Genomic DNA, 24,561 nt, shown 5'->3' with positions numbered 1-24,561 from the left:
AGCCGGCACCGCGACGGTCACCACCACGGCCGCACAAGTCGGCCTGACCGGCGGCCCGTTCACCCTCACCGACCTGTGGACCGGCGGCACGTCGAGCACCTCCGGCCAGATCTCCGCGAGCGTCCCCGCGCACGGCGTGGCCGTGTTCCGGGTGAGCGGTGGCAGCCCGCTGGCCTCGACGACCGCACGTTTGCGCGGTACCGGGTCCGGCCGCTGCCTGGACGTGGACAACGGCTCCACCGCGGCCGGGTCCACGGTACTGATCCGGGACTGCCACACCGCCGCCAGCCAGCTGTGGACCACATGGGCCGGCGGCGAGATCCGCGTCTTCGGCGACAAGTGCCTGGACGCCTACAACCAGGGCACCACCAACGGCACCCGGGTCATCACCTGGCCCTGCAACGGCCAGAACAACCAGAAGTGGACCATCGGTTCCGACGGGTCGATCCGCAATGTCCACGCCGGGCTGTGCCTCGACCTCGACGGGGCCGGCACCGCGGGCGGGACCCGGCTGACCCTGTGGACCTGCAACGGCCAGGCCAACCAGAAGTGGACCCGCGTGTAAGGGACGCCGCACATCGGCCGACGGCGCAGGCGACGTCTTCCCGCACCACGCGTGTCGCGCACCTCCCATGTGTCTGCGTCTGCGTCTGGGCCTGCGCTGCCGCGCGGCCTGCCTCGCTGTCTTCACGCCTGTCCGTTCGAAGGACCGAGCCGATGCATTTCGCGTCAACTATCCGTGCAGCGCCCTCGATGCGTCATCGGACCGGCCGAATCGGACCGGCCGAATCGGACCGGCCGAAAAGGGGAACCAGGAAATCCGGCACGTATACGCGCCATCGTGGCGGATTGGCGCTCTTTCCGGACGCGGCTCCCCAATTCACCCTGAGGGCAGGGTGACGACACGGACCGTGCCGAGGGGGCCGCCATGTCCGGACCGCTGTACGTTCCCGTTCTGCCGACCCGGCTGCACGCCGTGGCCGCTTACCGTGCCCTGCCACCGCCCGTGCAGGCCAGGGTGGCGCCGCTGTGGACCCTGCCGCCCCGCTCGGGCATGCTGCCGGATCCGTTGGCCGCCGAACTCCGCAAGGACACCGGCCGCATCGCCTCCGCGCACAAGCACCGGTCGGCATGGCTGGACGCACCTTTCCTCGACGAGACCGAAGCCGCCGTCCTGGCCAACACCCTGCCGCCCGACTGGTGGGCCCAGCGGAACCTGCGCCCCGTGACCGGGCCCGACCGGCCCGCCACCCAGCAGTCCCTCGGGCTCGAAGCCGCCCAGCAGAGCGGAGGTGGTCTGGGCGTCCGCGTCCGCGTCCCCGGCGAGTGGGACGACCGGACCACCGCTCGCGTCCGCGCGCTGCTCGACCGCGCGGACCCCACCGTCTCCGTCGACCTGCTCCTCGACCTCGGCGCCGTACTGGCCGCGCGGCCGGACGCGGCCAAGGAGGCCCTGCGCTCCCTCGACTCCCTGGTTCCGCTCGCCCCCTGGCGCACGGTGGTCGTCGCGTCCGGCGGTTTCCCCGAGCCCCCGGACGGCTTCCAGGAGGGTACGCCCTACGAAGCCCCGCGCCCGGACTGGGACACCTGGCACGAGATCCACCACAGCCGGCGCTCGTACCTCCCGTTGCTGAGCCACGGAGACTACGGAATCCTCCCCGCCTCGTACGTCGCTCAGACCCACTCAGGTGACGGCGGCCCGCCGTGGGGCGTCCTGCGCTACACCACCGCCCGCTCCTACCACCTGCTCAAGGTCCTCCAGCGAGGAGAGCACCGCGACGAGGTCAACCGGGCCGCCGCCCGGTACTTCACCGGCCTGACCGACTTCCGTGGCCCGTCGGCGGGCGCCGGGGAGGGCTGGCTGCGCGACTGCGCCCAGGGAACCGTCACCACCGGCAACCACTCCACGTGGAACCGGGTGGGGAACGTCCAGCACATGACGTACGTGCTGCGCTGCCTGGGCGAGAGTTCCCCGGCCTGACCGCGACGCCTCGGTTCGGAGGGGGTGCTGAGCCACCGCGCGGTGTGGTGGGCGGGTCAGAGGGCGTGACCGGGCTGAGCCGCCGACCCGCAGTCCACCTCCGCCCACACCTTCTTCCCCGGCGCGGCCCGGCGTGGCGTTCGCTGACGTGTCCCGCGCCCTCGGACCGAGGGCGCGGGACACGTCAGGGCCACCCGTGGGGCTACTCCCCGTACTCCCGCAGCAGCTTGTTGAGGTTGCGGATCTTCTCCACGTCCGCCGGGGGCAGAGCGTCATTGCTGTTGAAGTGCATCACGTTGTTGCGGATCTTCCGGATGTCGTCCAGACGCTCGATGAAGATCTTCCGGTCCAGGGGCCAGCCGAGTTGTGCCCACCGCTCCGGGTTCTCCAGCACGCGCTTGTAGTCGCCGATGGTCATGTCGTCGAACGAGGTGAGGCGTGTGCCCTTGGGGTCACACAGGCCGGTGACCTCGGGCAGGGTGAAGGTTCCGGCGATGATCTGGCGCAACCGCCGGTCCAGTTCTCCGATCAGGAAGAAGTGACTTGCCATCTCGCCGTAGGCCTGAGCGACGTCTGCGGCGGTGACGATGCCGGCGATGCGGTCGTGCTGATTGCGGACGAGGACGAAGTCCGACTCCTGGAGCGCGGGGATGACATCGATCAGGTCGTGGTCGTAGCGCACCTCACGCGGGGTGAAGACCGCCTGGGCCAGTGACGCGTCGGGGTTGGCATGACGGGCACGGGCGATGGATTTCCACGAGACCGCCCCCGGAGGCCTGTGTGGGTTGTCCATGACGGGGAGCTGCGAGAAGTCGTGAAGGACCATCAAGGTGATGGCCTGTTCGAAGGTAGCGGTGGACTTGACGCTGACCAGGTTGTCGCCGAGGGCGGAAGGCAGGGTGCCGACGGTCAGTCCGGCCTCCTGCGGTTCCTTCTCACCATCCGCTGTATCGCCGGAGACGCCGGGAGCGGGCGTACCGGAGCCCGAGACTTCGGTGCCGGCCGTGGTGAGCAGCTGGATGCTGGTGTTGAGCGGCACCTTGTCGAATCCGGGTGACGTGGTCAGGCTGTGGTTGGCCAGCTCCGCTTCGATCTGCTCGTTGACGAGCCCGCGTCCCGTCGCACCCCACCACGCCAGCAGGTCCTGCACGGTGAGGGAGCGCGGTTGTCCCGCCTCGGCCAGCTCACGAGCGTCCTTCAACAGGGCGTGGCGTTTGCTGGGCAGCACGGATGTCGACCGCTGCTCCTCGCCCGGCTCCTCGGGATCGGCGTCCTCGGCGGCTTGGTCCAGCAGTTGCTGACGCAGCGCTGTCAGGAACCTGTTGTCGTCCGTCTGCCATGCCTCCCACCCGTCGAACGTCCCGTATCCCACGGCGACGGTGGCGGCCTTGGACGGCGAGCGGAACTCCTCTCCGTCGTCCAGACGTATCCAGCCCCTGGAGGTGACGGTCGCCTGATGCGTCTCGCCGACCCTGGGCCGTGTGAACGTCAGCCGCTCACCTTCCTTGAGCAGCCCGTTCCTGAGCAGGTCGGCGACAGTCACCCGCCGTCCTTCGAGCAGATAACGGGCGCGTGACTGTCTTTCGGCCGGTGCGGCTGAGGTGTCGGTCATGGCAGCTGTGCCTTTGCTCCGCTGGTGGTGGCCGAGGCGACGGTGAGGACGCTCGGTGGGGCTGTCGTGGTCGTCGGTGGACCGCGTGGGCAGGGCGGAGCGGGAAGCTTCGTCCTCAGAGATGTCGGCCGACGTGCGCGATGCGGATGGCCTTCTCCTCATGGACGTCTGGAAGTTGCCCCCTCCACGCGCCGTACAGTAGCCGATCTGCTACAGGTCGCACCCTCGTGCGCACCCGCGCTACCTCGCCACACCCACGCTCCGGTCAAGAAAGTCGATCACAGTCCTTGCCAGCGCCACCCGGCAGTCGGACATTGCGGCAGCGAGTCTCCGCACACCTGCAGTCTCGAAGAGCTCCGGGGCCTCCTGGATCGGGCGACGGAACAAGCGCGTGAGGCCGGCTACACGCTCGACGGCGACTGGACCGTCCACTGGACACGCTGCCATGTCCCCTTGGCCGAGCGGTGACGCACTGGGGCGGGACCGTGGGCCGTGCGGGAACGTCTGGTCACCCGGGCCGGGTTCGTCACGACCGACGCTCAGGTCTTCGATGTGCCTCACCCTGGTCACATCGGGACACCGCTTGCCCGCGTGGTCGCTCGCTCACCCAGGTTGGGAGATGCGCCGTCACGACACGACGCTCCACTACTCGTTCCAGCGGGAATTCGTGGAGTGACGGGCGGCCCACGGCGCAGCCGGTCGGCCGGGGGAGGATCGGGCCCCGGCCCCGGCCTGCCCCGTGACGCACGGCCCGCTGGTGACTTCGGAGATCGTTCAGTCCCCCGTCTTCGGGAACAGGAACGCGCTCAGGCTGTTGAGGAGCATGGTGCTGCCCTGCTCGGCCATGTCGCGTTCCTCGGCGGTGTCGCAGGCCTGGCGGAGCACGATTCGCGTGTGATGGTCGTCCTGCTCGTCGAGTTCCATCGTCATGACCGCGGGCTCGGGCTTGCCGGGCACGTCCATGCCGACGACCAGACGACGGTTCTCGGCGACCTCGACGTAGGACCCGGTCAGCGGGAACTGTCCCCCGTCGGGGGTGACCATGGTCGCCTTCCACGCTCCGCCCGGCCTGACGTCCATCTCGACGGAGCCGGCGGCGGCGCCCGCCCACTGGGCGTACTGCTCGGCCGTCGTCCACGCCTGCCACACCTTCACCGCGGGGGCGTCCAGCGTTCGGGTCAGGGTGTAGGTGAAGCCGCCTGCCGTGGTGGTCTGCTCGGTGCTCATGTCTCGTCTCCTGTCTCGCCATTGGCCGGTGTGCCGAATGTCGTACCTGTAGACGGCCGCGCGTGCGGAAACTCATCGGTGGGGTGCCATGCGGCGCCAGGCCATCGACTTCTGCTGGGGAGTGCATTGAGGTGGCCGCCTGTTCGCGGGCGGTCCACGTGCGGGACTCCAAGGGCACGTCTCGCCCCGGATCGGCCGTTGGCTCGGACGTGTGGACCGGGCTCGTCAGGTTCGCCCGCCAGACACCCTGAGTTGTTGTTGTCGTGCCCTGCTGCTCCAAGGGGAGCAGCAGGGCACAGCCGTGACCGGTTCATCCGCGCCGCGCAGTGGACCAGGCGCCGATCTCCTGTTCTGTCACCCGCTCCCTGACCTGCCCTTACCGCCGACTTGGGGCCCTTTCACACGCCATGCAACCCCTTGTGCCCCTCTGCGCGCGTAGCAGCCGCGTCCTCTGAAACTCATGCGAAACAAGGTCTTGTCGCTGGCTTAAAACGAGGGTTAATTTAACCGCCATTCGAAGCCCGCCCCTGATCGTCGAGTGATCGTCGGGCGACCTCCTGGGTGTGTGCACACTTCGTGGAAAGGCATGCCATGACGCTTGACAGAGCGCAGTTTTCCCGTCGGGGTTTTCTTGGTCTGGGAGTCGCGGCGGGCGTCATCACGCTCACGGCGTGCGGCTCCGGCAGCGGTTCGAGTGACGCTCCGCTGGTGATGACGGTGTGGGGCGGCGACCCCGACCGCAAGACGTACCAGGCCCGCATCGACCTGCTGGTCAAGAAGTTCCCGGACCTCAAGGTCAAGCTCCAGCTGATCCCGGGCGACTCGTACCCGCAGAAGGTGCAGACGATGATCGCCGGCGGCAACGGGCCGGACATCATGCAGGTCGCCGAGAGCGTCAACACGTACTCCAGCAAGAACCAGCTGCTGCCCCTCGACGACCTCGCCAAGACGGCGAAGCTCGACCCCGAGCAGCGGTTCGGTCCGGTCGGCTCCCTGTACACGTACCAGGACAAGCTCTACGCGATACCGGACCGCTCCGGCGCGGTCACCGTCTTCTACAACAAGGACATGTTCGACAAGAAGGGCATCAAGGCCCCGACCGCGGACTGGACCTGGGACGACGCCCTCGACGCGTTCAAGGAGCTGACGGTCCCCGGCAAGGTGTGGGGATACAGCGGTGCCGAGTGGTTTCCGCAGTGGTGGAGCCTCGCCTACCAGAACGGCGGCACCATCATCGACGAGAACGGCCGGCCCGCGGTCGACAGCGACGCGGTGGTCGAAGCGCTCCAGTGGGCGGGCGACCTGGTCTTCAAGCACAAGGTGGTGCCGAGCAAGGCGGACTACGCCGACATGGGCCCCGACATCGGCGGCGACCAGGCCTTCCCCAACCAGAAGGTCGCCACCCACGCCAACGGCTTCTGGGTCATGTCCGGCCTGACGAAGGCGACGTTCGCCTGGGACATCGCACCGATGTGGCGCGGCAAGAAGCAGGCCGTGTCGGCGTTCGGCAGCGGCCTCGCGATCTCCCGCACCTCCAAGCAGCGCGACAACGCCTTCAAGGCCATCGACTTCCTCACCGACATCGAGGCGCAGAAGCAGATCATCGCCTCCGGCCAGGACGTGCCGGCCAACCTGGAGGTGCAGAAGAGCCAGGCGTTCCTCAAGCCGTCGTGGATGAAGACGGACGTCGACATGGGAGTGTTCGCGGAGTCGAGCGAGTTCGTCTTCCGGGCGCCATTCATCCCCGAGTGGCAAGAGATGATCGACACGATCTCGAACGGCCTCGCCGACTTCTGGCTCGGCAAGGAGCGCAGCGCGAAGAAGGCGCTGACCGCGGTACAGAAGGACCTCGAGTCCCTCATCAAGCCCGCGGGATGACCGGCGATGGCGACCACGACGGCCCCCACCCCCGAAGCCTCCCCGGCTGCCGCGAGGAAACCCGCGTCAGCGAAGAAGAGGAAACCGAAGCTCTCCAAGCGGCGGCGCCGTGAGGCGCTCTCCTTCTACCTGTTCATCTCGCCGTGGGTGATCGGCTTCCTGGTCTTCCTGCTCGGGCCGATGATCGCGTCGATCTACTACTCGCTGACCGACTGGGACTCCTTCAACTCGCCGAAGTGGGTCGGCTTCCAGAACTACGTCACGGCCCTCACCGACGACCCGGTGTTCTGGAAGGCCCTGTGGAACACCTTCTACTACGCGGCGGTCTCGGTCCCGCTGGGCCTGGTGCTCGGGCTGTGGCTGGCGAACCTGCTCAACAAGCAGGTCAGGGCCCGCAAGCTGTTCCGCACCCTGATCTACCTGCCGACGCTGATCCCGCTGGTCGCCACAGCGATGATCTTCCGTATGGTGCTCGCGCCGAACGGCCCGATCAACGACTTCCTCGGCCTGTTCGGCGTCTCCGGCCCCAACTGGCTGCTCGACGGCCCCTGGGTCAAGCCCGCCCTGATCCTGATGTCGGCGTGGGGCGCGGGCGCCGCGACCGTGCTGCTGCTCGCCGCCATGAAGGGCATCCCGCGTGAGCTGTACGAGGCGGCCGAGGTCGACGGCGCGAGCGCGACGCGGCAGTTCTGGAGCATCACGCTGCCGCATCTGACGCCCATCATCTTCTTCAACCTGATCATGGGTCTGATCAACGCGTTCCAGATCTTCTCCCAGGTCTACATCCTCATCCCCAAGGGCAAGAACCCCGCGGGCTACGAGGCGGCCCAGACCATGGTGCCGCTCCTGTTCGACCAGGCGTTCAGCTACTACCACATGGGCTACGCCTCGGCGATCTCCTGGCTGCTGTTCCTGGTGATCCTGGTGTTCACGGTGATCGCCTTCCGCACCACCCGGCGCTGGGTGTTCTACGAGACCGAGGTGAAGTGATGGCGACCCTGGCGACCTCTGTGCGCAAGCCCGCGCGTGAGGACCGACAAGCCCCTGCCGTACGGGCGTTCCGCGCGACCCCCTTCACGTACGGCACCCTGCTGATCGTCACGGCGGTCCTGACCACCCCGCTGGTGTTCGTCGGCTCGATCGCCCTGTCCAGCGACGCGACCGTGAACAACGGCGCGTTCACGATCATCCCGCGAGAGTTCCACTGGGACAACTTCTCCCGGGTGTTCGGCACCGAGCTGCCGGTGGGCACCTTCCTGCTCAACTCGGTGCTCATCTCGCTGTTCTCGGTGGTGGGGCAGGTCCTCTCCAGCGGTCTCGTCGGCTACGCCTTCGCCCGGCTGCGGGCGCCGGGCAAGAACACGATGTTCCTCGTCGTCATCGCGACGATGATGATCCCGACGCAGATCACGATGATCCCCCAGTTCATCCTCTTCCGGGACCTGGGCTGGGTGAACACCTTCCTGCCGCTGATCGTGCCGAACTTCTTCTCCAACGCCTTCAACGTCTTCCTGGTACGGCAGTTCGTCTCCCGGCTGCCCAGCGAGCTCGACGAGGCGGCCATGATGGACGGCCTGGGCTTCTTCGGCATCTACCGGCGGATCATGTTCCCGATGCTCAGGCCCGTCCTGATCGCCATCGGCATCTTCACGCTCACCCACACCTGGGGCGACTTCATGGGTCCCCTGATCTACCTCAACGACGAGTCGAAGATGCCGCTCGCCCTGGGCGTGCAGTACATCACCGCCACCTCGCAGGCGGGGCAGGCGCCGCCCTGGAACCTGGTGATGGTCGGCTCGATCCTGCTCGCCCTGCCGATGATCCTCGTCTACTACCTGGGTCAGAAGTACCTGTACGAAATGGACATCAGCGGCGGAAGCGCGGGGGTCAAGTGAGTCGTCCGACGACAGTGGTGAACAGCGGAGTCGAGAACGGCGCCATCGGGAGCAGCGTGATCGAGACCAGTGCCGTCGAGAGCAGCGCCATCGAGCTCGACGCCCGGGGCATCCGGATCGAGGGCGGTCCGCGCGTCGTGCTGTGCGCGTCACTGTTCTACTTCCGCCTTCCGGGGGAGCAGTGGCGTGCCCGGCTCGAACAGGTACGGGCCTCGGGGTACACCTGCGTGGACGTCTACCTGCCGTGGAACTTCCACGAGACGGCGCCCGGCCGCTGGTCCTTCGAGGGCCGGCGCGACGTCGCCGCCTTCCTGGACCTGGCGCGGGAGACCGGGCTGTACGTCATCGCCCGTCCCGGCCCGTACATCTGCTCCGAGTGGGACGGCGGCGCGCTGCCCGCCTGGCTCGGCCTGGACCCGGAGTTGAGGGTCCGTCAGAACGAGCCGCGCTTCCTCGCCCAGGTGACGGCCTGGTTCGACCAGGTGCTGCCGCTGCTCGCCGAGCGCCAGTACCCGGCGGGCGGACCCGTCATCATGGTGCAGCTGGAGAACGAGCTGGACTTCTTCGACTGCGAGGACCGCGCGGGATACCTGACCGCCCTGCGCGACCAGGCGATCCGCCACGGCATCACCGTGCCGCTCATCGCCTGCTCCGGACAGGGTGACATCGAAGGAGCCACCGGGAACGTCCCCGGCGTCGTACCGGCCTGCAACTTCTACCCGGACGACGACTCCCCGGACATCGAGCCGGAGGTACGGCGCTACGCCGAGCTCCTGGCGGACCGCGGCCTGCCCCTGCTGATCACCGAGACGAACCGGCGTCACCGCACCCTGCGGCGGCTCCTGGCGAGCGGCGCCTCGCTGATCGCGCCCTATCTGCAGTCGTCCGGTTGGAACTTCGGGTACACGCCGTCCACGGGAAACTGGGGCGACCCGGCCAACTTCATGAGCCACGGCTACGACTTCGGCGGCTACGTCTCGTCCACCGGTGCCGAACGGCCCGAGTACGTCCAGGCCCAGGTGCTGGCACGCGTGATCGACACGTTGGGACCGCGACTGGCGCTCGCCACGTCCGCAGGGCCGGATCTGCCGGGGGTGACCGCCGACTTCCCGACCAGCTCGTCGCCGTCGGCGCTGGACCTGGACGGGGGCGGGCGGCTCATCGCCGTACCGCATCTCGGAACGGCGGGTGCGGCACCAGGCACGGCGGTCGTGAACGGAGTACCGGTCGCCGTCGCCCCGGACTCGTGCCCGCTGATGCTGGTGGACGTACCGCTGCGGTCGTGGGGGTACGACGGGACGCTCACCCTGGCGTCGGCGGACCTGGTGGCGGCGTCGGACGGCGTGCTGACGTTCTCCTCCGAGGTACCGGTCACCGTCGTCGCAGGGGGGACCCGGGTCGAGATCCCGGCGCCGATGGCAGGCGCCCCCGAGCGAACGATCCTCGGCGACCTGACACTTGTCGCGCTGACACCGGCGGACGCCGCGCGGCTGCGAGCCACGGACGCCGACGGCACAGTGCACCTGACCGACGCGCCTTCCTCGCGGAGCATCACACCGCCCACCACCGTACGGGCCGCGCGGCGGCGACCGGCCGGCGCTCCGGAGCAGCCGGCCGGAAGCCACGAACTGCCGCCGACGCTGGAGTCGCTCGGCGTGTACCGGGGGCGCGGAACCTACCGGACCACCGCCGATCTGACGGGCGTCGACGAACTCCTGCTCGTCGGCGCGGCGGACATCGTCGACCTGTCGATCGACGGGAGGGCGCGCCCGACGATCGCCGGATTCGGCGCGGCACAGCGGATCGACGTGCGTGAGGCGACCGGCCCTGTCGCCGTCGAGGCCGTCGTGGAGATCTGGGGGCACCCGAACTTCGACGACGCGCGCCTGCCGGCCCTCCGCCTCGGCGCGCTGCGTGGACTGGGCACGCTGTGGACGGTCCGGGACGTGACGGACGTGTCGGCGCTGTGGTCGGTGCACGGCCAGTGGGCGGGCCTGCCGGCGCCCACGCGCGTACTCGGCGGCTGGAGCAGCACCCGCGTCGGCCTCCCCGTCACCTACACCCGAGACGTCCGGTCGGACACATCGGGCACCGCCTCGGCGCTGCACCTGCGGGGCGTGGTCGAGCCGGTGCGGGTGAGCGTGGACGACGGTTCGCCGCGCACCGTCACGGCAGAGGACCCCTGGGTCCTGCTGCCCGCCGGAACCCACCAGATCTCGGTCACGTTGCCGCACCACCCCAGCGGCGGAGGGCTCCACGCCGAGTTGCTGGGCCTCGAACCGGTGACGGACTGGTCGTGTTCGGTACAGGACGACGACCTGCTGACCGGTTTCGCCGCCACCGGTCCCGCACAGGGGCAGGACATCCAGCTGCCGCTGACCCTGGAACCGGGGGAGGAGGCGTGGCTGGACGTCGACCTGCCGCCGTCCGGTGACGGCTTCCTGGTACGCCTGGACGGGACGCAGATCCGCGTGACCGGATGGGCCGTCCGGGAGGCCGGACAGGCCGGGGAGTGCGTGGGCCGGATCTGGGTCGGTGACGGTAATGACCGGCCGACCTTCTCCGGCGGAGACTCGAACACACTGTGGGCGCCGGCGGGTTGGTCCGGGCTGACCCTGCTGGTACGGGGCGCCGCCGGGCCGGGCGATCCGGAGCTCCGTACACTGCGGCTCGACTCTGCGGACGGCTGAGGGAGCAGTTGGGGAGCATGGTGGCGCGGCGCACGGCCCGGGATCTTCGCAGCGAGAACCGTTTCGAGGTTCTGCACGCTTTGTTCGAACTCGGGCCGTCGACCCGCCAGGAACTCGCCCGGCACACCGGACTCAGTCCGGCGACGGTGGCCACACTGGTCACCGAGTTCCTGTCGGAAGGCGTCCTGCGCATCGCCACCGTGGAGAACAACACCGGGGGACGGCCGCAGGAGCGGCTCACCATCGACCCCGGCCGGGGCCGGATCGTCGGCGTCGACGTCGCCGAGACCTACGTCGACGCCACGGTGTACGACCTCGCGCTCGGCGCGCTCGGCCAGGGCGAGGTCGCGCTGGACGAGCACGAGAACGACCCGGCCTACGTCGTCGACGGGATCGTCCGCGCGATCGAGTCGGCCGTCGCGGCCGGGGGAGCCGAGCAGGAGCACATCATCGGCGTGGGTGTCAGCATGCCGGGCCATGTCCACCCCGAAGCCGGCGTCTCGGTCTTCGCGCCGAACTGGGACTGGCGCGACGTGCACATCGAGAAGATGCTGGCGCACAGCCTCATGGTCCCCGTGTACGTCGACAATCCGCTCAAGGCCGTGGTCCTGTCGGAGATGTGGTTCGGCGCCGGGCGCGTGGCCGACACGATGGCCGTCGTCAACCTCGGCACCGGCGTGGGCGCCGGCATCGCCATCGACGGCGCGCTGGTCCGCGGCACCGCCAACAACGCCGGTGAATGGGGCCACACGCTCCTGGAGCTGGACGGCCGACCGTGCCGTTGCGGCCGGCGCGGCTGCGTCGAGGCGTACCTCGGCGCCCCCGGCCTGCGGACGACGCTCGCCGGGATCGACCCGGAACACCCCACACTGCGCCGGCCACGGCAACGTGACTTCGTCGAGGCGGTGGCCCAAGGCCTCGCCGAGGGCGACCCGGCCCTGAAGGACCTCGCCCACCGCACCGCGCACTACCTGGCCGCGGCCCTCGGCGACCTGGTCAACATGCTCAACGTCCCCACCGTCACCCTCACCGGCTGGGCCTCCGAGGCCCTGGCCGCCCACCTCCTGCCCGCCGTACGCGACGAACTCCCCGCCCACGTCCTGCCCGGCTCCCTACCGGACCTCACCGTCGAGCCGTCCCGGGTGCCCGGCAACGCGGTGGCCCTCGGCATGGCGGCCTTCACCCTGCAGCAGTTCCTCAACCGGCTGGGGTTGGGGAGCCCGGCGGGGACGGGGCCCTGGGCGGATCGGGGGAGGGGGGTCGGTCCGGTGGGGCTTGGGCGGTAGCCAGGGCAGGCGCTGTAGGAGGTTCCAGAGGAACTGGCGCCGCGGAGGGAGTGGCTCGGGAAGCCACGCCGGTCTGATGGCCTGCCCGCGTGCCGGGCCGGACCCCTGGGGCGATTAGCTCTCGCGCGTCCAACGGCTCACAGGCTCATGACCACTACACGGTCGCCGCAGAGCTTGCGCATGTCGTCCTCGTTGGAGATGAAGACGGTGATTGGCCCCGGCAGGCGCAGGGCAACGGCGGCGAGGGCCGCATCGATGGCGTACTTGTGCCCGTGGAGACCGGCCTCCTTCAGAAGACCGATCGCCTCATTGGCGATCTCCTCGGTTACCGGCTCGACATGGATACGGGAGAGCGCCCATTGCCATGCCGGGATGTACGTCCTGATGTCGCACACCTCGATCAGGGTCATGGAGGTGGTCATGACGCGAATGCCGGCCAGCTGGGCCGCCTTGAGGCGTCCCTTCATGGCAGATGCTCCGCGCTCTGTCTGGGACAGTCCCTCGCGGTCGAGCAGACCTACGGACTCGTTCTTCACACCGCCGCCCCACGCTGCGGGGATTCCGACTGTCCCGGGCTCCGGCCGCTCGGTGACGCGCTCCGCACGGGCTCGCTCTGCGTGGGCGCGCTCGATCTCCCGGCGCTCGGCCTCGGCGGCAGCCAGCTCGTCCTCGGTGACGGGGCCGTACTCGGTCTCCAGCCAGTCAACGAGTTCCCCCAGCCGCTCCTGCTCCGCCGCCGCTCTATGGCCTGCGTGACGTAGCGGCTGAACCCACCGGGGCACACCTCGGCACGGATGGCCTCGGCCGGCTCTTCGGGGAGCATCACGGTGTACTTCTTGGTGGCCATACCGTTGGCCATACCGGCGGCCAGGAGGGGTAGCCCGGCGCCGGAGCGGAGGCAGTGATGCACCCGCTCCTCCGTCGACTGCCCGGGCGGCGCTCCGCTGCCGTGGGCCAGTCTCCAACTGGCTTGCGTTACTCAGCAATTGTTCTGGGCGGGGCCTGCACCTGAACTCTAGTGATCATATGATCGAATAATGGGGCTTGCTGATGTCACGCGCGAGAGCGTACTCAAGGCGATAGAGGAGCACGACGATCTCGGTGAGGAATCGTTCCTCCTTCGCTATGGTGTCGAGCTCTCACGCAGCTCATTGCTCGTTCACGAGGGACGGCGGTACGAACTCGACGCGATCGTCGCTGCCGCCCATCGGCATGCGCTCGGCCATCTCCTCTCTCCGGACACGCTCACAGCCGAGCGCGCGACCGCGATTCGTGTACTTCTGGAGCTCGGCTTCGAAGTGCACCGGCCCAAGACCGCAACTCCGACTGTCCTGGCGCCCCGCCTGCTGGTTTCACCGTCCTACGGCAGGGCGGAGTCGCGGCGCCACTGGAAAGACACGCTCGATCAGACGGTGCCGTTCGCCGACGACCGGTACAGCCGCTACCTGACCGGGAGTCAGCATCGACAGCTCCTGGCCCTGCACCCGGAAGGGCACTGCCGGTTCTGGGGTGCCACACCACGACACGACAACAAGATGGCGGGCGTCGCCACCGGGGACGTCGTTCTCTTCACGGGCAAGAATCACGTCCGGGCGGTCGGCGAGGTCGGAGTAATCTTCCGTAACCGTAAGTTCGCAGACGCGCTGTGGCCCCCCGGAGAGGGAGCCGAGAGCTGGCACACCGTATACAGCCTGCGCCAGTTCGAGACGACCGAACTTCCCTACGCAGCGCTGAATGCCCTCCTCGGTTACAAGCCCAACTTCGCGTATCCCGGACAACTCGTGCTATCGGGTGAGCAAGCGGCAGGGGGCATCAACGGGCTGCTCATCACCACACTTACCGCACTCGAGAGGGCCGGTGCGATGCCCTCGTCCGGCGATGTGCGCATGATGCAAGTGGAGCAGCAGCACACTCGCACTGTCACAGTTGAACAGTCCGCGCGCCAGCTCCTGTTCAACCGGGCTGAGGCAGAGTTGGTGACCGCCTTCTGCGACACACTCACCGGGGTGCGGGCCAATCGTTTTGCCACAGCGGCCGGAATCTGTGACCTGTTTCTTGACGGCCCCCACGGTCGCGAACTGATCGAGGCCAAGAGCCGAGTCGAGCGCTCCCACGTCCGTGCCGCGCTCGCGCAGCTGCTCGACTACGCGCGCTACGCTCCCGCGCCGGTCGATCGGCTTTCTGCCCTCTTTCCGGCGCCCTTGGCGTCGAATGCGGTCGGTCTTCTGCACCACTACGGCATCGACAGCATTCATCGGACCGCTGAGGGGACGTTCCAGCGTCTTCCGGCTCCCGAGCCCCGGCGGCGTTTCATTCGGGACCTGGTCGGATTCGGGAGCCATTGACACCACGCCCCAAGCGGGGGAGGGGCCGGCATGCCCGGGGCCCGGGAGCTGGATACGCCCCGGGCGCCGCCACATTCCGCGTCAGGCGGATTCCAGCAACCCCGGCACGTCCGCGAACGAGTCCAGGATGTGGTCCGGTTCCGCGCTCGCCGATCGGTGGGTCTCCGGCAGGTACTTGCCCGTTCTGACGAGGACGCCGGTGATGCCCGCGCGCTGGGCCGCCAGTACGTCGGACTCGATGTCGTCGCCGACCATCAGCGCCTGGCCGGGCTCGCAGCCGAGATGGGACAGGGCTGATGCGAAGAAGGCGGGTGCGGGTTTGCCCGTGATCTCCGCCTGGGTGTGGGCGGCCTCCTCCAGGCCCAGCAGGAAGGCTCCCGTGTCCAGTTGCAGGCCCTCGTCCGTGCGCCAGTACAGGTTGCGGTGCATGGCGACGAGGTGAGCGCCCCGCTGGAGGTGGTCGAAGGCGCGGTTGAGGCTCGTGTAGTCGAACTCCGGGCCCGCGCCGCCCACCACGACCACGTCCGGGACGGTGTTCGTGTCGTCGGGGTCGATGAGGTTCACGTCCGTGAGGTCTTCGGCGATGTCGCCGCTGTTGAGGAGGGAGCAGCTCGCGTCCGGGTAGTGGTCGGCCAGGTACGCCGCCGTCGCCGCCGGTGCCGTGAGGATGTCCTCCGCCGTCACCGGGAAGCCCGCCTCGGCCAGCGTGTCGGCGATGGACGCGCGGGTGCGGGATGTGGTGTTGGTGAGCAGGGCGATGTCCAGGCCTGAGGAACGCACGTGTCGTAGTGCCTCCACCGCGCCCGGCAGCGGCTTCCACGAGACCGTGAGGACGCCGTCGATGTCGATCAGTACCACATGCGTCGAACGTGCCGACTCCGTGTCCATAGGCGCCATACGCGGACGATAACCGCTCGTCTACGTCCGCTGGAGTACCTCCCGCGCCGCCACCCCGAACGCGACCACGGACTGCCAGAACGGGTCGCGGGAGGCATCGAAGCGGGTGGGCGCCTCCGGGTCGCCCTCGATCATGGCCTCCAGCGCTCGGTACGGCGGTGTCGTCGCGTGGCGCAGTGCGTCGGCCGCGTCCGCCACCGTTTGAGGGCCCTCCAGGGACACGATCCACACGCAGTGACGGAGCCTGCTGTACTCGTCCCGCTGGCGCTCGCGCAGCTCCACCAGGCGGGCCAGGGCCGCCTCGGTCACGCCGTCGGCCCGCAGGTCGGACACCTTCCTGTACAGGTCGCCGAGGCGCTGTGCGTGCTCCAGGAGGTCCGCGTACGCCGTGCGCCGCGCCTCCCGCCGCCGCTCGTCCCGCTGGGCCGTCGTCACCGTGTCGGCCTGTATGCGGGCCGCGCGCGTGGTTCCCCAGCTCGTGACCCAGCTGGCCAGCACGGCGGTGCCGGCGGTGAGGGAGGCTATCCAGAGCGCGTTGTCGGACATGGCGGTCATCATCGTACGACGCCAAGTCCTGGTCGCTCTCAGTAAGTTGCCTAGGGCCGGGAACCCAGCGAACGTTCCCTGACGGCCGCCAGGTGGGCCGTGAAGACCTCCCGGGCCTCGGGGGTGAGGCCGCGCAGGGCCACCAGAGCCGTGATGATCACGTCGCACAGCTCCGCCTGGACGTCGTCCCAGGTGTGGCTGGTCCCCTTGCGCGGGTTCTGGCCCGTGGCGCCGATGACCGCCTGGGCGACCTCGCCGACCTCCTCCGAGAGCTTCAACATCCGTAGGAGCAGGCCCGCCTGACCATCGTGCCGGCGGTTCTGGTCCAGCCAGGTGTGGAGGAGGGTGATGGTTTCCCAGAGGCCGGGTTCCGGGGGTTCCGGCGGCTCCGGGGTGTCGTCGGTTTCGAGGTGGTCACTCATGGGTGGAGCCTGTCACGTGCCCTGTACGGCGCACAGACGCTCCACCCCGACTGCCTCTCGCTCCTCTCACTCCTCGAACAGCGGCTCCTGCTCGCCCTCCTTCGCCTTCCGCACCCGCTTGGCCCGCGCCCCGACCACCAGCGCCGTGGCCGCGCCCGTCACTGCGAGCGCCGTCGGCACCATCCAGCCGCGGTCGAAGACGTGGCGGAACGCGTGGTCCAGGGACAGCCGGCCCGGTCCCGTGATCGCCAGCCCGGCGGCGGCCAGGCCCAGCGTGGCCGCGTACTCGTAGCCGCCCTCCTGGTTGAAGAAGCCGTTCGGCGTGTGCACCGCGGCGGCGCCCGCCATGGCGCCCGCGGCGGCCGCACCCGCCGCGGGCGTGGCGAGGCCCAGCGCGAGCAGCGTGCCGCCGCCCGTCTCCGCGAGCCCCGAGGCCCTCGCGCTCGCCTTGCCCGGCTCGTACCCGACGGACTCCATGAAGGCGCCCGTGCCCTCGATGCCGTGCCCGCCGAACCAGCCGAAGAGCTTCTGGGTGCCGTGCGCGGCCAGCACCCCGCCCGTGCCCACGCGGAGCAGCAGCAGTCCCAGATCGTGTCGGTTGAACGCGGTCATCCTCTTGGTTTTCTTCACAACGGCTCCTGGGGCAGAGCGGACAAACGGACAAACGGACAGCAATCCCCTCCCGCGTTTCCACCGTCGCACCGATGACACCTCCCCCACCGCCCCCCGCGGGCCGATCGGGTGCCCCGCACGTCCCAGCACCGGTCCGTACGACGCCCAGGACCCCCCCACCCGTACCGCGACCCGTCCCGCCCACCCAGGTGGCGGGCCCCGGTGGCGGGCCCCCCGCCCCGGTGTGAGGCTGGCGAGCATGACGATTCAGGTGGCCAGGCTCAAGGACCCCACGGTCCGTGCCTTCGTCAGCGCCGTGAACGCGCATGACCGTGAGGCCTTCCAGGCGATCCTCGCCCCGGACGCGACCATGTCCGACGACGGCTCCGACCGCGACCTCGACGAGTGGACGGAGGAGGAGATCTTCTCCTCCCACGGCCACATCGACGTCGACAACGAGTCCCGTGGCGGCCGTGCCCTCATCGCCCGCTACCGCAACGACACCTGGGGCGAGATGCGCACGAGGTGGCACTTCACCGTGGACGACGACGGCAGGATCACCCGCTTCGAGACGGGCCAGGCCTGACCAGGCGACGACCATTCGACAAAAGGCCCTTGCCCTCGCGCGCACTCCAACTCCTACCGTCCTCGGGCATGGAGACCATCGAGCACAACGCGACACGCACCCTGGGACGCAGCGGCATCCAGGTCAGCGCACTCGGTTTCGGCTGCTGGGCCATCGGCGGGGAGTGGCAGCGCCCCGACGGGCAGCCCCTGGGCTGGGGCAAGGTCGACGACGAGGAGTCCGTACGGGCGATCCGGCGCGCCCTCGACCTCGGCGTCACCTTCTTCGACACGGCCGACGTGTACGGCACGGGGCACAGCGAGCGGCTGCTCGGCCGTGCCCTGGGCGGGCGGCGGGACGAGGTCGTCATCGCCACCAAGTGGGGCAACCTCTTCGACGAGCGCACCCGGACCGCCGACGGGCAGGACGACTCCCCGGCCCACGCGCGCCGCGCGCTGACCGCGTCCCTGCGGAGGCTCGGCACCGACCACATCGACCTCTACCAGTTCCACATGAACGACGGCGACCCTGACCGTGCGGCCGAACTGCGCGACCTCTGCGAGGAGTTCGTACGGGAAGGGCTCATCCGGGCGTACGCCTGGAGCACCGACGACGCCGAGCGGGCCGCCGTGTTCGCCGAGGGCCCGCACTGCACGCGATGAACCTGATGCAGGACGCGCCCGGGATCGTCGCGCTCTGCGAGAAGCTGAACCTCGCCAGTGTCAACCGCAGCCCGCTCGCCATGGGCCTGCTGACGGGCAAGCACAGGGCGGGTAAGCCGCTGGAGGCCGGGGACATCCGCAGCGCGCCGCCCGCCTGGCTGCCGGGGTTCACGGAGGGCTCCGGCGCGGACGCGGACTGGCTGGGGCGCGTCGAGTCGCTGCGGGACGTCCTCACCAGCGAGGGCCGTACGCTCGCCCAGGGCGCCCTCGCCTGGCTGTGGGCCCGCAGCCCGCGCACCGTCCCGATCCCCGGCTTCCGCTCGGTCGCCCAGGCCGAGGAGAACGCGGGCGCCCTCGCGAAGGGGCCGCTGACCGCCGGGCAGATGGCCGAGGTCGACCGGATACTCGGACGCTGAGCGGCCTCCGGCACCAGTACGAGCACCGGCACCGGCACCGGCGCCGGCACCAGCACGAAGGTCAGGCCCTGCTCCCTCCCCAGCCCATCGAGCAGGGCCACGATCTCGTCGAGGGTGCCTCTCGAACCCATGTGGCCACCCCCGTGCTGCTTCGCGCCCCCTTTGCCTTTTCTGCGCCCCAGCCATGACCGCCCCTTTGCCCTGCCTTTGTCGGTGTCCGCAGATTGCCTTGTACGGTTCCCGGAATGCGCGCATCCTCTTCGCATCCCCCGAGTACCGCCGGCCCGCGTTCCGCCCAGGTGTCCCGTCGTGCCGCCCTCGGTCTCGGTCTCGGCCTTGCCGCCGCCCTGCCCGTGGCGGCGGCCGGACCCGCCTCGGCCACCGCCGCCTCCGCCACCTCGGCCACCGCCGGCCCCGTCATCGGTGGCGAACGGCTCGCCCGCGACGGCGTCCAGGTGCGCGGTGCCTCCCGGCCGCCCGCCGTCACGGCGCGCGCCTGGCTGGTGGCCGACCAGCACAGTGGCGAGGTGCTCGCCTCCTACCGCGCGCACCGGCGCCTGGCGCCCGCCTCCACGCTGAAGATGCTCTTCGCGGACACCGTGCTGGCCAAGTTCCCGCGCACCGCGAAGCACACGGTGACCGCGGCTGACCTCGCCGACATCCCGGCGGGCTCCAGCCTCGTCGGCATCCAGGCCGGCATCACGTACACCGTCGAACAGCTGTGGCAGGGGGTGTTCCTCCGGTCGGGCAACGACGCGGTGCACGTGCTCAGCCACATGAACGGCGGCGTCGCCCGGACGGTCGCCGAGATGCAGGCGAAGGCCAAGGATCTCCAGGCCCTGGACACGCACGTGATCAGCCCTGACGGCTTCGACCACGAGGGGCAGCTCTCCTCGGCGTACGACCTGACGCTCTTCGCCCGTCAGGGGCTGCGGAACGCCGACTTCCGCGCGTACTGCTCCACGAAGACGGCCGACTTCCCGGCCGGCGGCGGCAGGACCTTCCAGATCCAGAACACCGACCGCCTGCTGACGGGCGCGTGGGGGATGCCCACGTACGACGGCCTGATCGGCGTCAAGAACGGCTACACCACCCACGCGGGCAACACCTTCACCGGCGCCGCCACCCGCGGCGGCCGCACCCTGCTCGTCACCGTCCTGCATCCGAAGCCCGCCGGGAACGGTGTGTACGAGGAGACGGCCGCGCTGCTCGACTGGGGATTCCGGGTGGCCGGACGCGCCGAGCCCGTGGGCACGCTGGTCAGGCCGGTCAGTGAGGGCGGGACCACGGGGGCGTCCACGGACGCGCCCGCGCGGAAGGCGGGCAGTACGGCAACGGCCGGAGCGCCCGGCGCCGCCGCTCCCTCGCCGTGGAGGCTGGCGGAGGGCGCCGCGGGAACGGCCGCCCTGCTGGCGGCGGGGGTGTATGCGCTGCGCAACCGCCACCGCGGGCGCGGGGAAACGGTCCGGGCGAGCGGCCGGCACCGGCGCTGAACAGCGGAAGCGGTGGAAGCGGTGGAAGCAGTGGAGACAGCGGCCGGGTGCCTCCTTCTGTGGGGCAGTCGTTCCACGGCCCGGAATTTCCTCGCGGTCCCACGCGAGGTCCGCCCCCGGTCCGGACCATGGAACGACTGCCGCCAACCCCCCTCGGGCGTGGACTGCGGAAGTCTCGTGCTCCAAGTGTGAAGCTTTGGTGGAGGTGTGCTGAGCATAATCCCGCCACGTGTCCAAACGGTGCGGAATTTAACATTCCACTTGTGCAGATCCGGAAGCGGCGCCTTCCGGTGGCGCTTCGGGTGGGTGCCGCCGAGGACGCGGCGCCCTGCCCGCACACGCATCCCCCGGCCCCAAGTGGAGCGCTGCCCCCGGCCCCAGGCGGAGCGCTACCCCCGGCCCACATACGGCATCGTCGTCGCCAGCACCGTCGCGAACTGCACGTTCGCCTCCAGCGGCAGCTCCGCCATGTGCCGTACCGTGCGCGCCACGTCGGCCACGTCCATCACGGGCTCGGGTGCGAGCTGCCCGTTGGCCTGGAGCACCCCCCGCCGCATCCGCTCGGTCATCTCGGTCGCCGCGTTGCCGATGTCGATCTGGCCGACGGCGATGCGGTACGGCCGGCCGTCCAGGGACAGCGACTTGGTGAGGCCGGTCAGCGCGTGCTTCGTCGCCGTGTACGCCACCGAGTGCGGGCGGGGCGCGTGCGCCGAGATCGAGCCGTTGTTGATGATCCGGCCGCCCTGCGGGTCCTGCTCCTTCATCCGGCGGTACGCCGCCTGGGCGCACAGGAAAGCGCCGTTGAGGTTGGTGTCCACCACGTGCCGCCAGGCGGCGTAGTCCAGCTCCTCGACGGGCACGCCGCCCGGCCCGAACGTCCCCGCGTTGTTGAAGAGCAGGTCCAGCCGGCCGAACCGGTCGTGCGCGGCGGCGAAGAGGGCTTCCACGTCCTCGGGCCGTGAGACGTCGGTGGGGACGACGAGCGCCTGGGCGTGACCGGTCGCTGTCCCGGCCAGCTTCTCCTCGCGGCGGCCCGCGAGCACCACCGACCAGCCCGTTCGCAGGAGTTCCTCCGCCACGGCACGACCGATGCCGGAACCCGCTCCTGTCACGATCGCGATCTTCGTTTGCGTAATCTTCATGAAATCGCAGCGTAAGCGAGGGTCCGCCATGCGGAACTCATCTGTCCGACATCTGACTGTTGTGTACGTGACAGGTCTGCGTCGACCCTGGCCACTCCAATGCCTCGTACAACTACCGTCAGGGGAGGGCCAGATGACACCCGCAGCCCATCAGCCACCGCACAGCCCCTCGCAGCCCGACGCCGCGCGGCACGACCACGAACTCCGTGCCGCCGCACGTCACCTGGGACGCCGCCGGTTCCTCACCGTCACCGGCGCCGCCGCCGCGCTCGCCTTCGCCACCAACCTGCCCACCGCCGGGGTGGCGAGCGCCGCCGAACTCGACGCGGCACAGATCACCGAGAACCCGTTCACGCTCGGCGTGGCCTCCGGCGACCCGCTCTCCGACTCCGTGCTCCTGTGGACACGGCTCGCCCCGTCGCCGTACGAGCCCGGCGGCGGACTGCCCGCCGAACGGGTCACCGTGCGCTGGGAGCTGGCCCACGACGACAACTTCCGACGCGTCGTCAGACGCGGCGCCGCCACGGCCCACCCCGAGTTCCAGCACTCCGTGCACGTCGAGATCGGGTTCCTGGAGCCGGGACGCGTGTACTACTACCGCTTCCGCGTCGGCGACTGGATCAGCGAGACGGGCCGCACCCGCACCGCGCCCGGCCACTACGGCCTCACCACCCCGCTGACGTTCGCGGCCGTCTCCTGCCAGGCGTACCACGACGGCTACTACACCGCGTACCGGCACCTGGCGGCCGAGGACGTCGACGTCGTCTTCCACCTCGGTGACTACCTGTACGAGTACGCCGTGAACTCCGTCGGCGGAAACCGCAGGTACACCGACCGCACGCTGCCCGCCGTCTTCAACCGGGAGACGGTCACCCTGGAGGACTACCGCCTGCGGTACTCCCTCTACAAGACCGACCCAGACCTCCGGGCCGCCCACGCCGCGCACCCCTTCGTCGTCACGTGGGACGACCACGAGACCGAGAACAACTACGCCGGCGACGTCGACGAGAACGGCAACCCGCCCGAGGAGTTCCTGCTGCGCCGCGCCGCCGCGTACCGCGCGTACTGGGAGAACCAGCCGCTGCGCCGCCCGCAGCGCCCCGACGGCCCCGACATGAAGCTCTACCGCCGCCTGCGGTGGGGCCGCCTCGCGCAGTTCGACATCCTCGACACCCGCCAGTACCGCGACGACCAGGCAAACGGTGACGGCTGGCGGCCCCGTACCCCGGAGTCCGAGGACCCCTCGCGCACCATGACCGGCGCCACGCAGGAGCGCTGGCTGCTGGACGGATGGGGGAAGTCCCGGGCCGTGTGGAACGTCGTCCCGCAGCAGGTCACCTTCTCCCAGCGCCGCAGCACCACCGGTGACAACTACACCGTCTCGATGGACTCCTGGGACGGCTACCCGGGCTCGCGCGAGCGGCTGCTGGCGGGTGCCGAGGCGGCCGGCGTGGAGAACCTGATGGTCCTGACCGGTGACGTGCACGTCGGCTACGCCTTCGACATCAAGCGGGACTTCGACGACCGCTCCTCCCGGACGGTCGGCACGGAGATCGTCGCCACGTCCATCAGCAGCGGCGGCAACGGCTCGGACCGGCCCGCCAACTGGGACACGTACATGACGGCCAACCCGCACATGAAGTTCTACAACGGGCGGCGCGGCTACGTGACCGTGGCCCTGGACGAGGGCGCCGCACGGGCCGACTTCAAGACCCTGACCGCGGTGACCACCCCGGGGGCGGCGCTCACCACGGCCGCGTCCTTCGTGACGGAGGCGGGGAAGCCGGGCCTCAAGCCGGCGTGACGACCGGCTCGCTCTCCTCCCGGCCACTGTGCCCGTCGCTCTCGCCCGGGTAGCGGACGCCGACGCGGTCCCGTATCGCGTCGAGCGTCCGCATCACGGCGAGGGTGCCCTCCAGGGGGACCAGGGGCGACTCGGTCTCGCCGGCGCGCAGGGCCCGCATGACCTCGCGGGCCTCGTGCTTGAAACTGTTGCGGGGGCCGTCGGAGGGGTCCGCGCGGAAGGTCTCCGGGTCCCGTCCGTCGCGGTGCAGGACGAAGTGGTCGGGGAAGAAGAAGCCGCTCGGGACGTCGATACGGCCCTGGGAACCGGTGACCGACGCGGACGTGGACGTGCCGCCGGTGATGGAGCAGTGCACCGCGGCGAGAGCACCGCTCTCCCACGAGAGCAGCGCACCCGTCTGCAGATCGACGCCCTCGTCGGAGAGCACCGCTCGCGCCGTCACGTCCGAGGGCTCCCCCAGCAGCAACTGGGCGAAGGAGACCGGATAGACGCCGAGGTCCAGCAGCGCGCCCCCGCCCTGCGCCGGATCGCGCAGCCGGTGCGACGGGGGGAACGGTCCCGCGAGACCGAAGTCGGCCTGCACGGTACGGACCTCACCGATCGCCCCGTCGCGCACCATGCCGGCCAGGCGCCGGACGAGCGGATGGCAGTACATCCACATGGCCTCCATCAAGAAGGTGCCGCGCTCCTTCGCCAGCGCGACCAGCTCCCCGGCCTCCCGCGCGTTCAGCGTGAACGCCTTCTCGCACAGCACGTTCCGCCCGGCCTCCAGGCACATCCCGGCGGCGGCCCGGTGCGCGGAGTGCGGCGTGGCGACGTACACGACGTCCACGTCCTCGTCCTCCGCGAGGGCGCCCCACTCGCCGTACGCCCGCGCTATCCCGAACCGTTCGGCGAACGCCCTCGCCGACTCGGAGCTCCGCGAGGCCACCGCCACCACCTCGGCGTCCGGCAGGTCCACCAGGTCGGCCGTGAACGCCGCGGCGATCCCTCCGGTCGCCAGGATTCCCCATCGCACCGGCCGGCCAGCCATGTCCCACCCCTCGATCTGTGACCCCGAACACCGCGTTCGAACTGAGAGCATAGGT

Annotated in this window: 20 protein-coding genes and 2 pseudogenes; 13 read left to right on the top strand and 9 right to left on the bottom strand. The window is 69.9% G+C overall.

Annotated features, from left to right (window positions below):
• Together ACZ49J_RS42770 and ACZ49J_RS42765 are read left to right on the top strand one after the other, a co-directional pair.
• Window positions 1-565, top strand: a 565-nt coding sequence (locus ACZ49J_RS42770) for an RICIN domain-containing protein (RefSeq protein ID WP_467456613.1), incomplete at its 5' end; no start/stop codon positions are given.
• 363 nt (window positions 566-928) lie between these two features.
• Entirely contained in the window at window positions 929-1,981 is a 1,053-nt protein-coding gene (locus ACZ49J_RS42765; protein WP_467456612.1) for a beta family protein, read from the top strand.
• Window positions 1,982-2,183: 202 nt separating this feature from the next.
• Here the strand turns inward: ACZ49J_RS42765 and ACZ49J_RS42760 are convergent, their stop codons facing one another.
• Together ACZ49J_RS42760 and ACZ49J_RS42755 are read right to left on the bottom strand one after the other, a co-directional pair.
• A complete protein-coding gene (locus ACZ49J_RS42760; protein WP_467456611.1) occupies window positions 2,184-3,593 on the bottom strand; it encodes a restriction system modified-DNA reader domain-containing protein in 1,410 nt (469 codons plus the stop codon).
• Between the two features lie 774 nt (window positions 3,594-4,367).
• The gene (locus tag ACZ49J_RS42755; RefSeq protein WP_467456609.1) at window positions 4,368-4,820 is read right to left on the bottom strand and encodes an SRPBCC family protein; all 453 of its coding nucleotides are present in this window, start codon (window positions 4,818-4,820) and stop codon (window positions 4,368-4,370) included.
• A 62-nt stretch (window positions 4,821-4,882) separates the two neighbouring features.
• Between ACZ49J_RS42755 and ACZ49J_RS42750 the strand changes: the two genes are divergently transcribed.
• The 6 genes from ACZ49J_RS42750 (at window position 4,883) to ACZ49J_RS42725 (ending at window position 12,569) form a co-directional block, all read left to right on the top strand.
• Entirely contained in the window at window positions 4,883-5,071 is a 189-nt protein-coding gene (locus ACZ49J_RS42750) for a DUF397 domain-containing protein (RefSeq protein WP_467456608.1), read from the top strand.
• A 340-nt stretch (window positions 5,072-5,411) separates the two neighbouring features.
• A complete protein-coding gene (locus ACZ49J_RS42745; RefSeq protein ID WP_467456606.1) occupies window positions 5,412-6,698 on the top strand; it encodes an ABC transporter substrate-binding protein in 1,287 nt (428 codons plus the stop codon).
• A 6-nt stretch (window positions 6,699-6,704) separates the two neighbouring features.
• A complete protein-coding gene (locus ACZ49J_RS42740) occupies window positions 6,705-7,688 on the top strand; it encodes a carbohydrate ABC transporter permease (RefSeq protein ID WP_467456604.1) in 984 nt (327 codons plus the stop codon).
• Window positions 7,688-8,593 carry a carbohydrate ABC transporter permease gene (locus tag ACZ49J_RS42735; protein WP_467456603.1) on the top strand — a complete coding sequence of 302 codons (906 nt, stop codon included), beginning with the start codon at window positions 7,688-7,690 and terminating at the stop codon, window positions 8,591-8,593. Before ACZ49J_RS42740 ends, ACZ49J_RS42735 begins: the two co-directional genes overlap by 1 nt.
• Before the next feature lie 17 nt (window positions 8,594-8,610).
• Window positions 8,611-11,283 (top strand): beta-galactosidase, encoded by a 2,673-nt coding sequence (locus ACZ49J_RS42730; RefSeq protein WP_467456602.1) that lies wholly within the window; start codon window positions 8,611-8,613, stop codon window positions 11,281-11,283.
• Between the two features lie 17 nt (window positions 11,284-11,300).
• Window positions 11,301-12,569: an ROK family transcriptional regulator gene (locus ACZ49J_RS42725; RefSeq protein ID WP_467456601.1), complete on the top strand. Its 1,269-nt coding sequence runs from the start codon at window positions 11,301-11,303 to the stop codon at window positions 12,567-12,569.
• A gap of 608 nt (window positions 12,570-13,177) precedes the next feature.
• Here the strand turns inward: ACZ49J_RS42725 and ACZ49J_RS42720 are convergent.
• Window positions 13,178-13,416: pseudogene (locus ACZ49J_RS42720) on the bottom strand (hypothetical protein); the annotation flags it as partial.
• A 190-nt stretch (window positions 13,417-13,606) separates the two neighbouring features.
• On the opposite strand from ACZ49J_RS42720, the gene ACZ49J_RS42715 reads away from it, so the two are divergent.
• Window positions 13,607-14,914 (top strand): ScoMcrA-related endonuclease, encoded by a 1,308-nt coding sequence (locus ACZ49J_RS42715; RefSeq protein ID WP_467456599.1) that lies wholly within the window; start codon window positions 13,607-13,609, stop codon window positions 14,912-14,914.
• Between the two features lie 81 nt (window positions 14,915-14,995).
• Here ACZ49J_RS42715 and ACZ49J_RS42710 read toward each other — a convergent pair whose 3' ends face one another.
• The 4 genes from ACZ49J_RS42710 to ACZ49J_RS42695 all read right to left on the bottom strand — a co-directional run bounded on the left by ACZ49J_RS42710 (window position 14,996) and on the right by ACZ49J_RS42695 (window position 17,391).
• The gene (locus ACZ49J_RS42710; RefSeq protein WP_467456597.1) at window positions 14,996-15,811 is read right to left on the bottom strand and encodes an HAD-IIA family hydrolase; all 816 of its coding nucleotides are present in this window, start codon (window positions 15,809-15,811) and stop codon (window positions 14,996-14,998) included.
• A gap of 21 nt (window positions 15,812-15,832) precedes the next feature.
• Entirely contained in the window at window positions 15,833-16,357 is a 525-nt protein-coding gene (locus tag ACZ49J_RS42705; protein ID WP_467456596.1) for a hypothetical protein, read from the bottom strand.
• Window positions 16,358-16,407: 50 nt separating this feature from the next.
• Window positions 16,408-16,779 (bottom strand): MazG-like family protein, encoded by a 372-nt coding sequence (locus tag ACZ49J_RS42700; RefSeq protein ID WP_467456595.1) that lies wholly within the window; start codon window positions 16,777-16,779, stop codon window positions 16,408-16,410.
• Window positions 16,780-16,845: 66 nt separating this feature from the next.
• Window positions 16,846-17,391 (bottom strand): DoxX family protein, encoded by a 546-nt coding sequence (locus ACZ49J_RS42695; RefSeq protein ID WP_467456619.1) that lies wholly within the window; start codon window positions 17,389-17,391, stop codon window positions 16,846-16,848.
• Window positions 17,392-17,650: 259 nt separating this feature from the next.
• On the opposite strand from ACZ49J_RS42695, the gene ACZ49J_RS42690 reads away from it, so the two are divergent.
• The 3 genes and pseudogenes from ACZ49J_RS42690 (at window position 17,651) to ACZ49J_RS42680 (ending at window position 20,527) form a co-directional block, all read left to right on the top strand.
• A complete protein-coding gene (locus tag ACZ49J_RS42690) occupies window positions 17,651-17,977 on the top strand; it encodes a nuclear transport factor 2 family protein (protein ID WP_467456594.1) in 327 nt (108 codons plus the stop codon).
• Between the two features lie 68 nt (window positions 17,978-18,045).
• Window positions 18,046-19,034: pseudogene (locus tag ACZ49J_RS42685) on the top strand (aldo/keto reductase).
• Between the two features lie 245 nt (window positions 19,035-19,279).
• Window positions 19,280-20,527, top strand: a complete 1,248-nt coding sequence (locus ACZ49J_RS42680) for a D-alanyl-D-alanine carboxypeptidase family protein (RefSeq protein WP_467456592.1) — start codon at window positions 19,280-19,282, stop codon at window positions 20,525-20,527.
• Window positions 20,528-20,916: 389 nt separating this feature from the next.
• Here ACZ49J_RS42680 and ACZ49J_RS42675 read toward each other — a convergent pair whose 3' ends face one another.
• On the bottom strand, window positions 20,917-21,669 hold the full coding sequence (locus ACZ49J_RS42675; protein WP_467456591.1) for an SDR family oxidoreductase: 753 nt from the start codon (window positions 21,667-21,669) through the stop codon (window positions 20,917-20,919).
• Window positions 21,670-21,802: 133 nt separating this feature from the next.
• Here ACZ49J_RS42675 and ACZ49J_RS42670 point away from each other — a divergent pair, with 133 nt between their 5' ends.
• On the top strand, window positions 21,803-23,473 hold the full coding sequence (locus ACZ49J_RS42670; RefSeq protein WP_467456589.1) for an alkaline phosphatase D family protein: 1,671 nt from the start codon (window positions 21,803-21,805) through the stop codon (window positions 23,471-23,473).
• Here the strand turns inward: ACZ49J_RS42670 and ACZ49J_RS42665 are convergent.
• On the bottom strand, window positions 23,460-24,506 hold the full coding sequence (locus ACZ49J_RS42665) for a Gfo/Idh/MocA family protein (RefSeq protein ID WP_467456587.1): 1,047 nt from the start codon (window positions 24,504-24,506) through the stop codon (window positions 23,460-23,462). The two genes, ACZ49J_RS42670 and ACZ49J_RS42665, sit on opposite strands and share 14 nt — an antisense overlap.
• Window positions 24,507-24,561 lie beyond the last annotated feature (55 nt).

The sequence above is a fragment of the Streptomyces sp. NPDC030840 genome (assembly GCF_055572015.1).
Note: the sequence above shows the minus strand (reverse complement) of the source record. Positions and strands in the feature narration are given on the sequence as shown.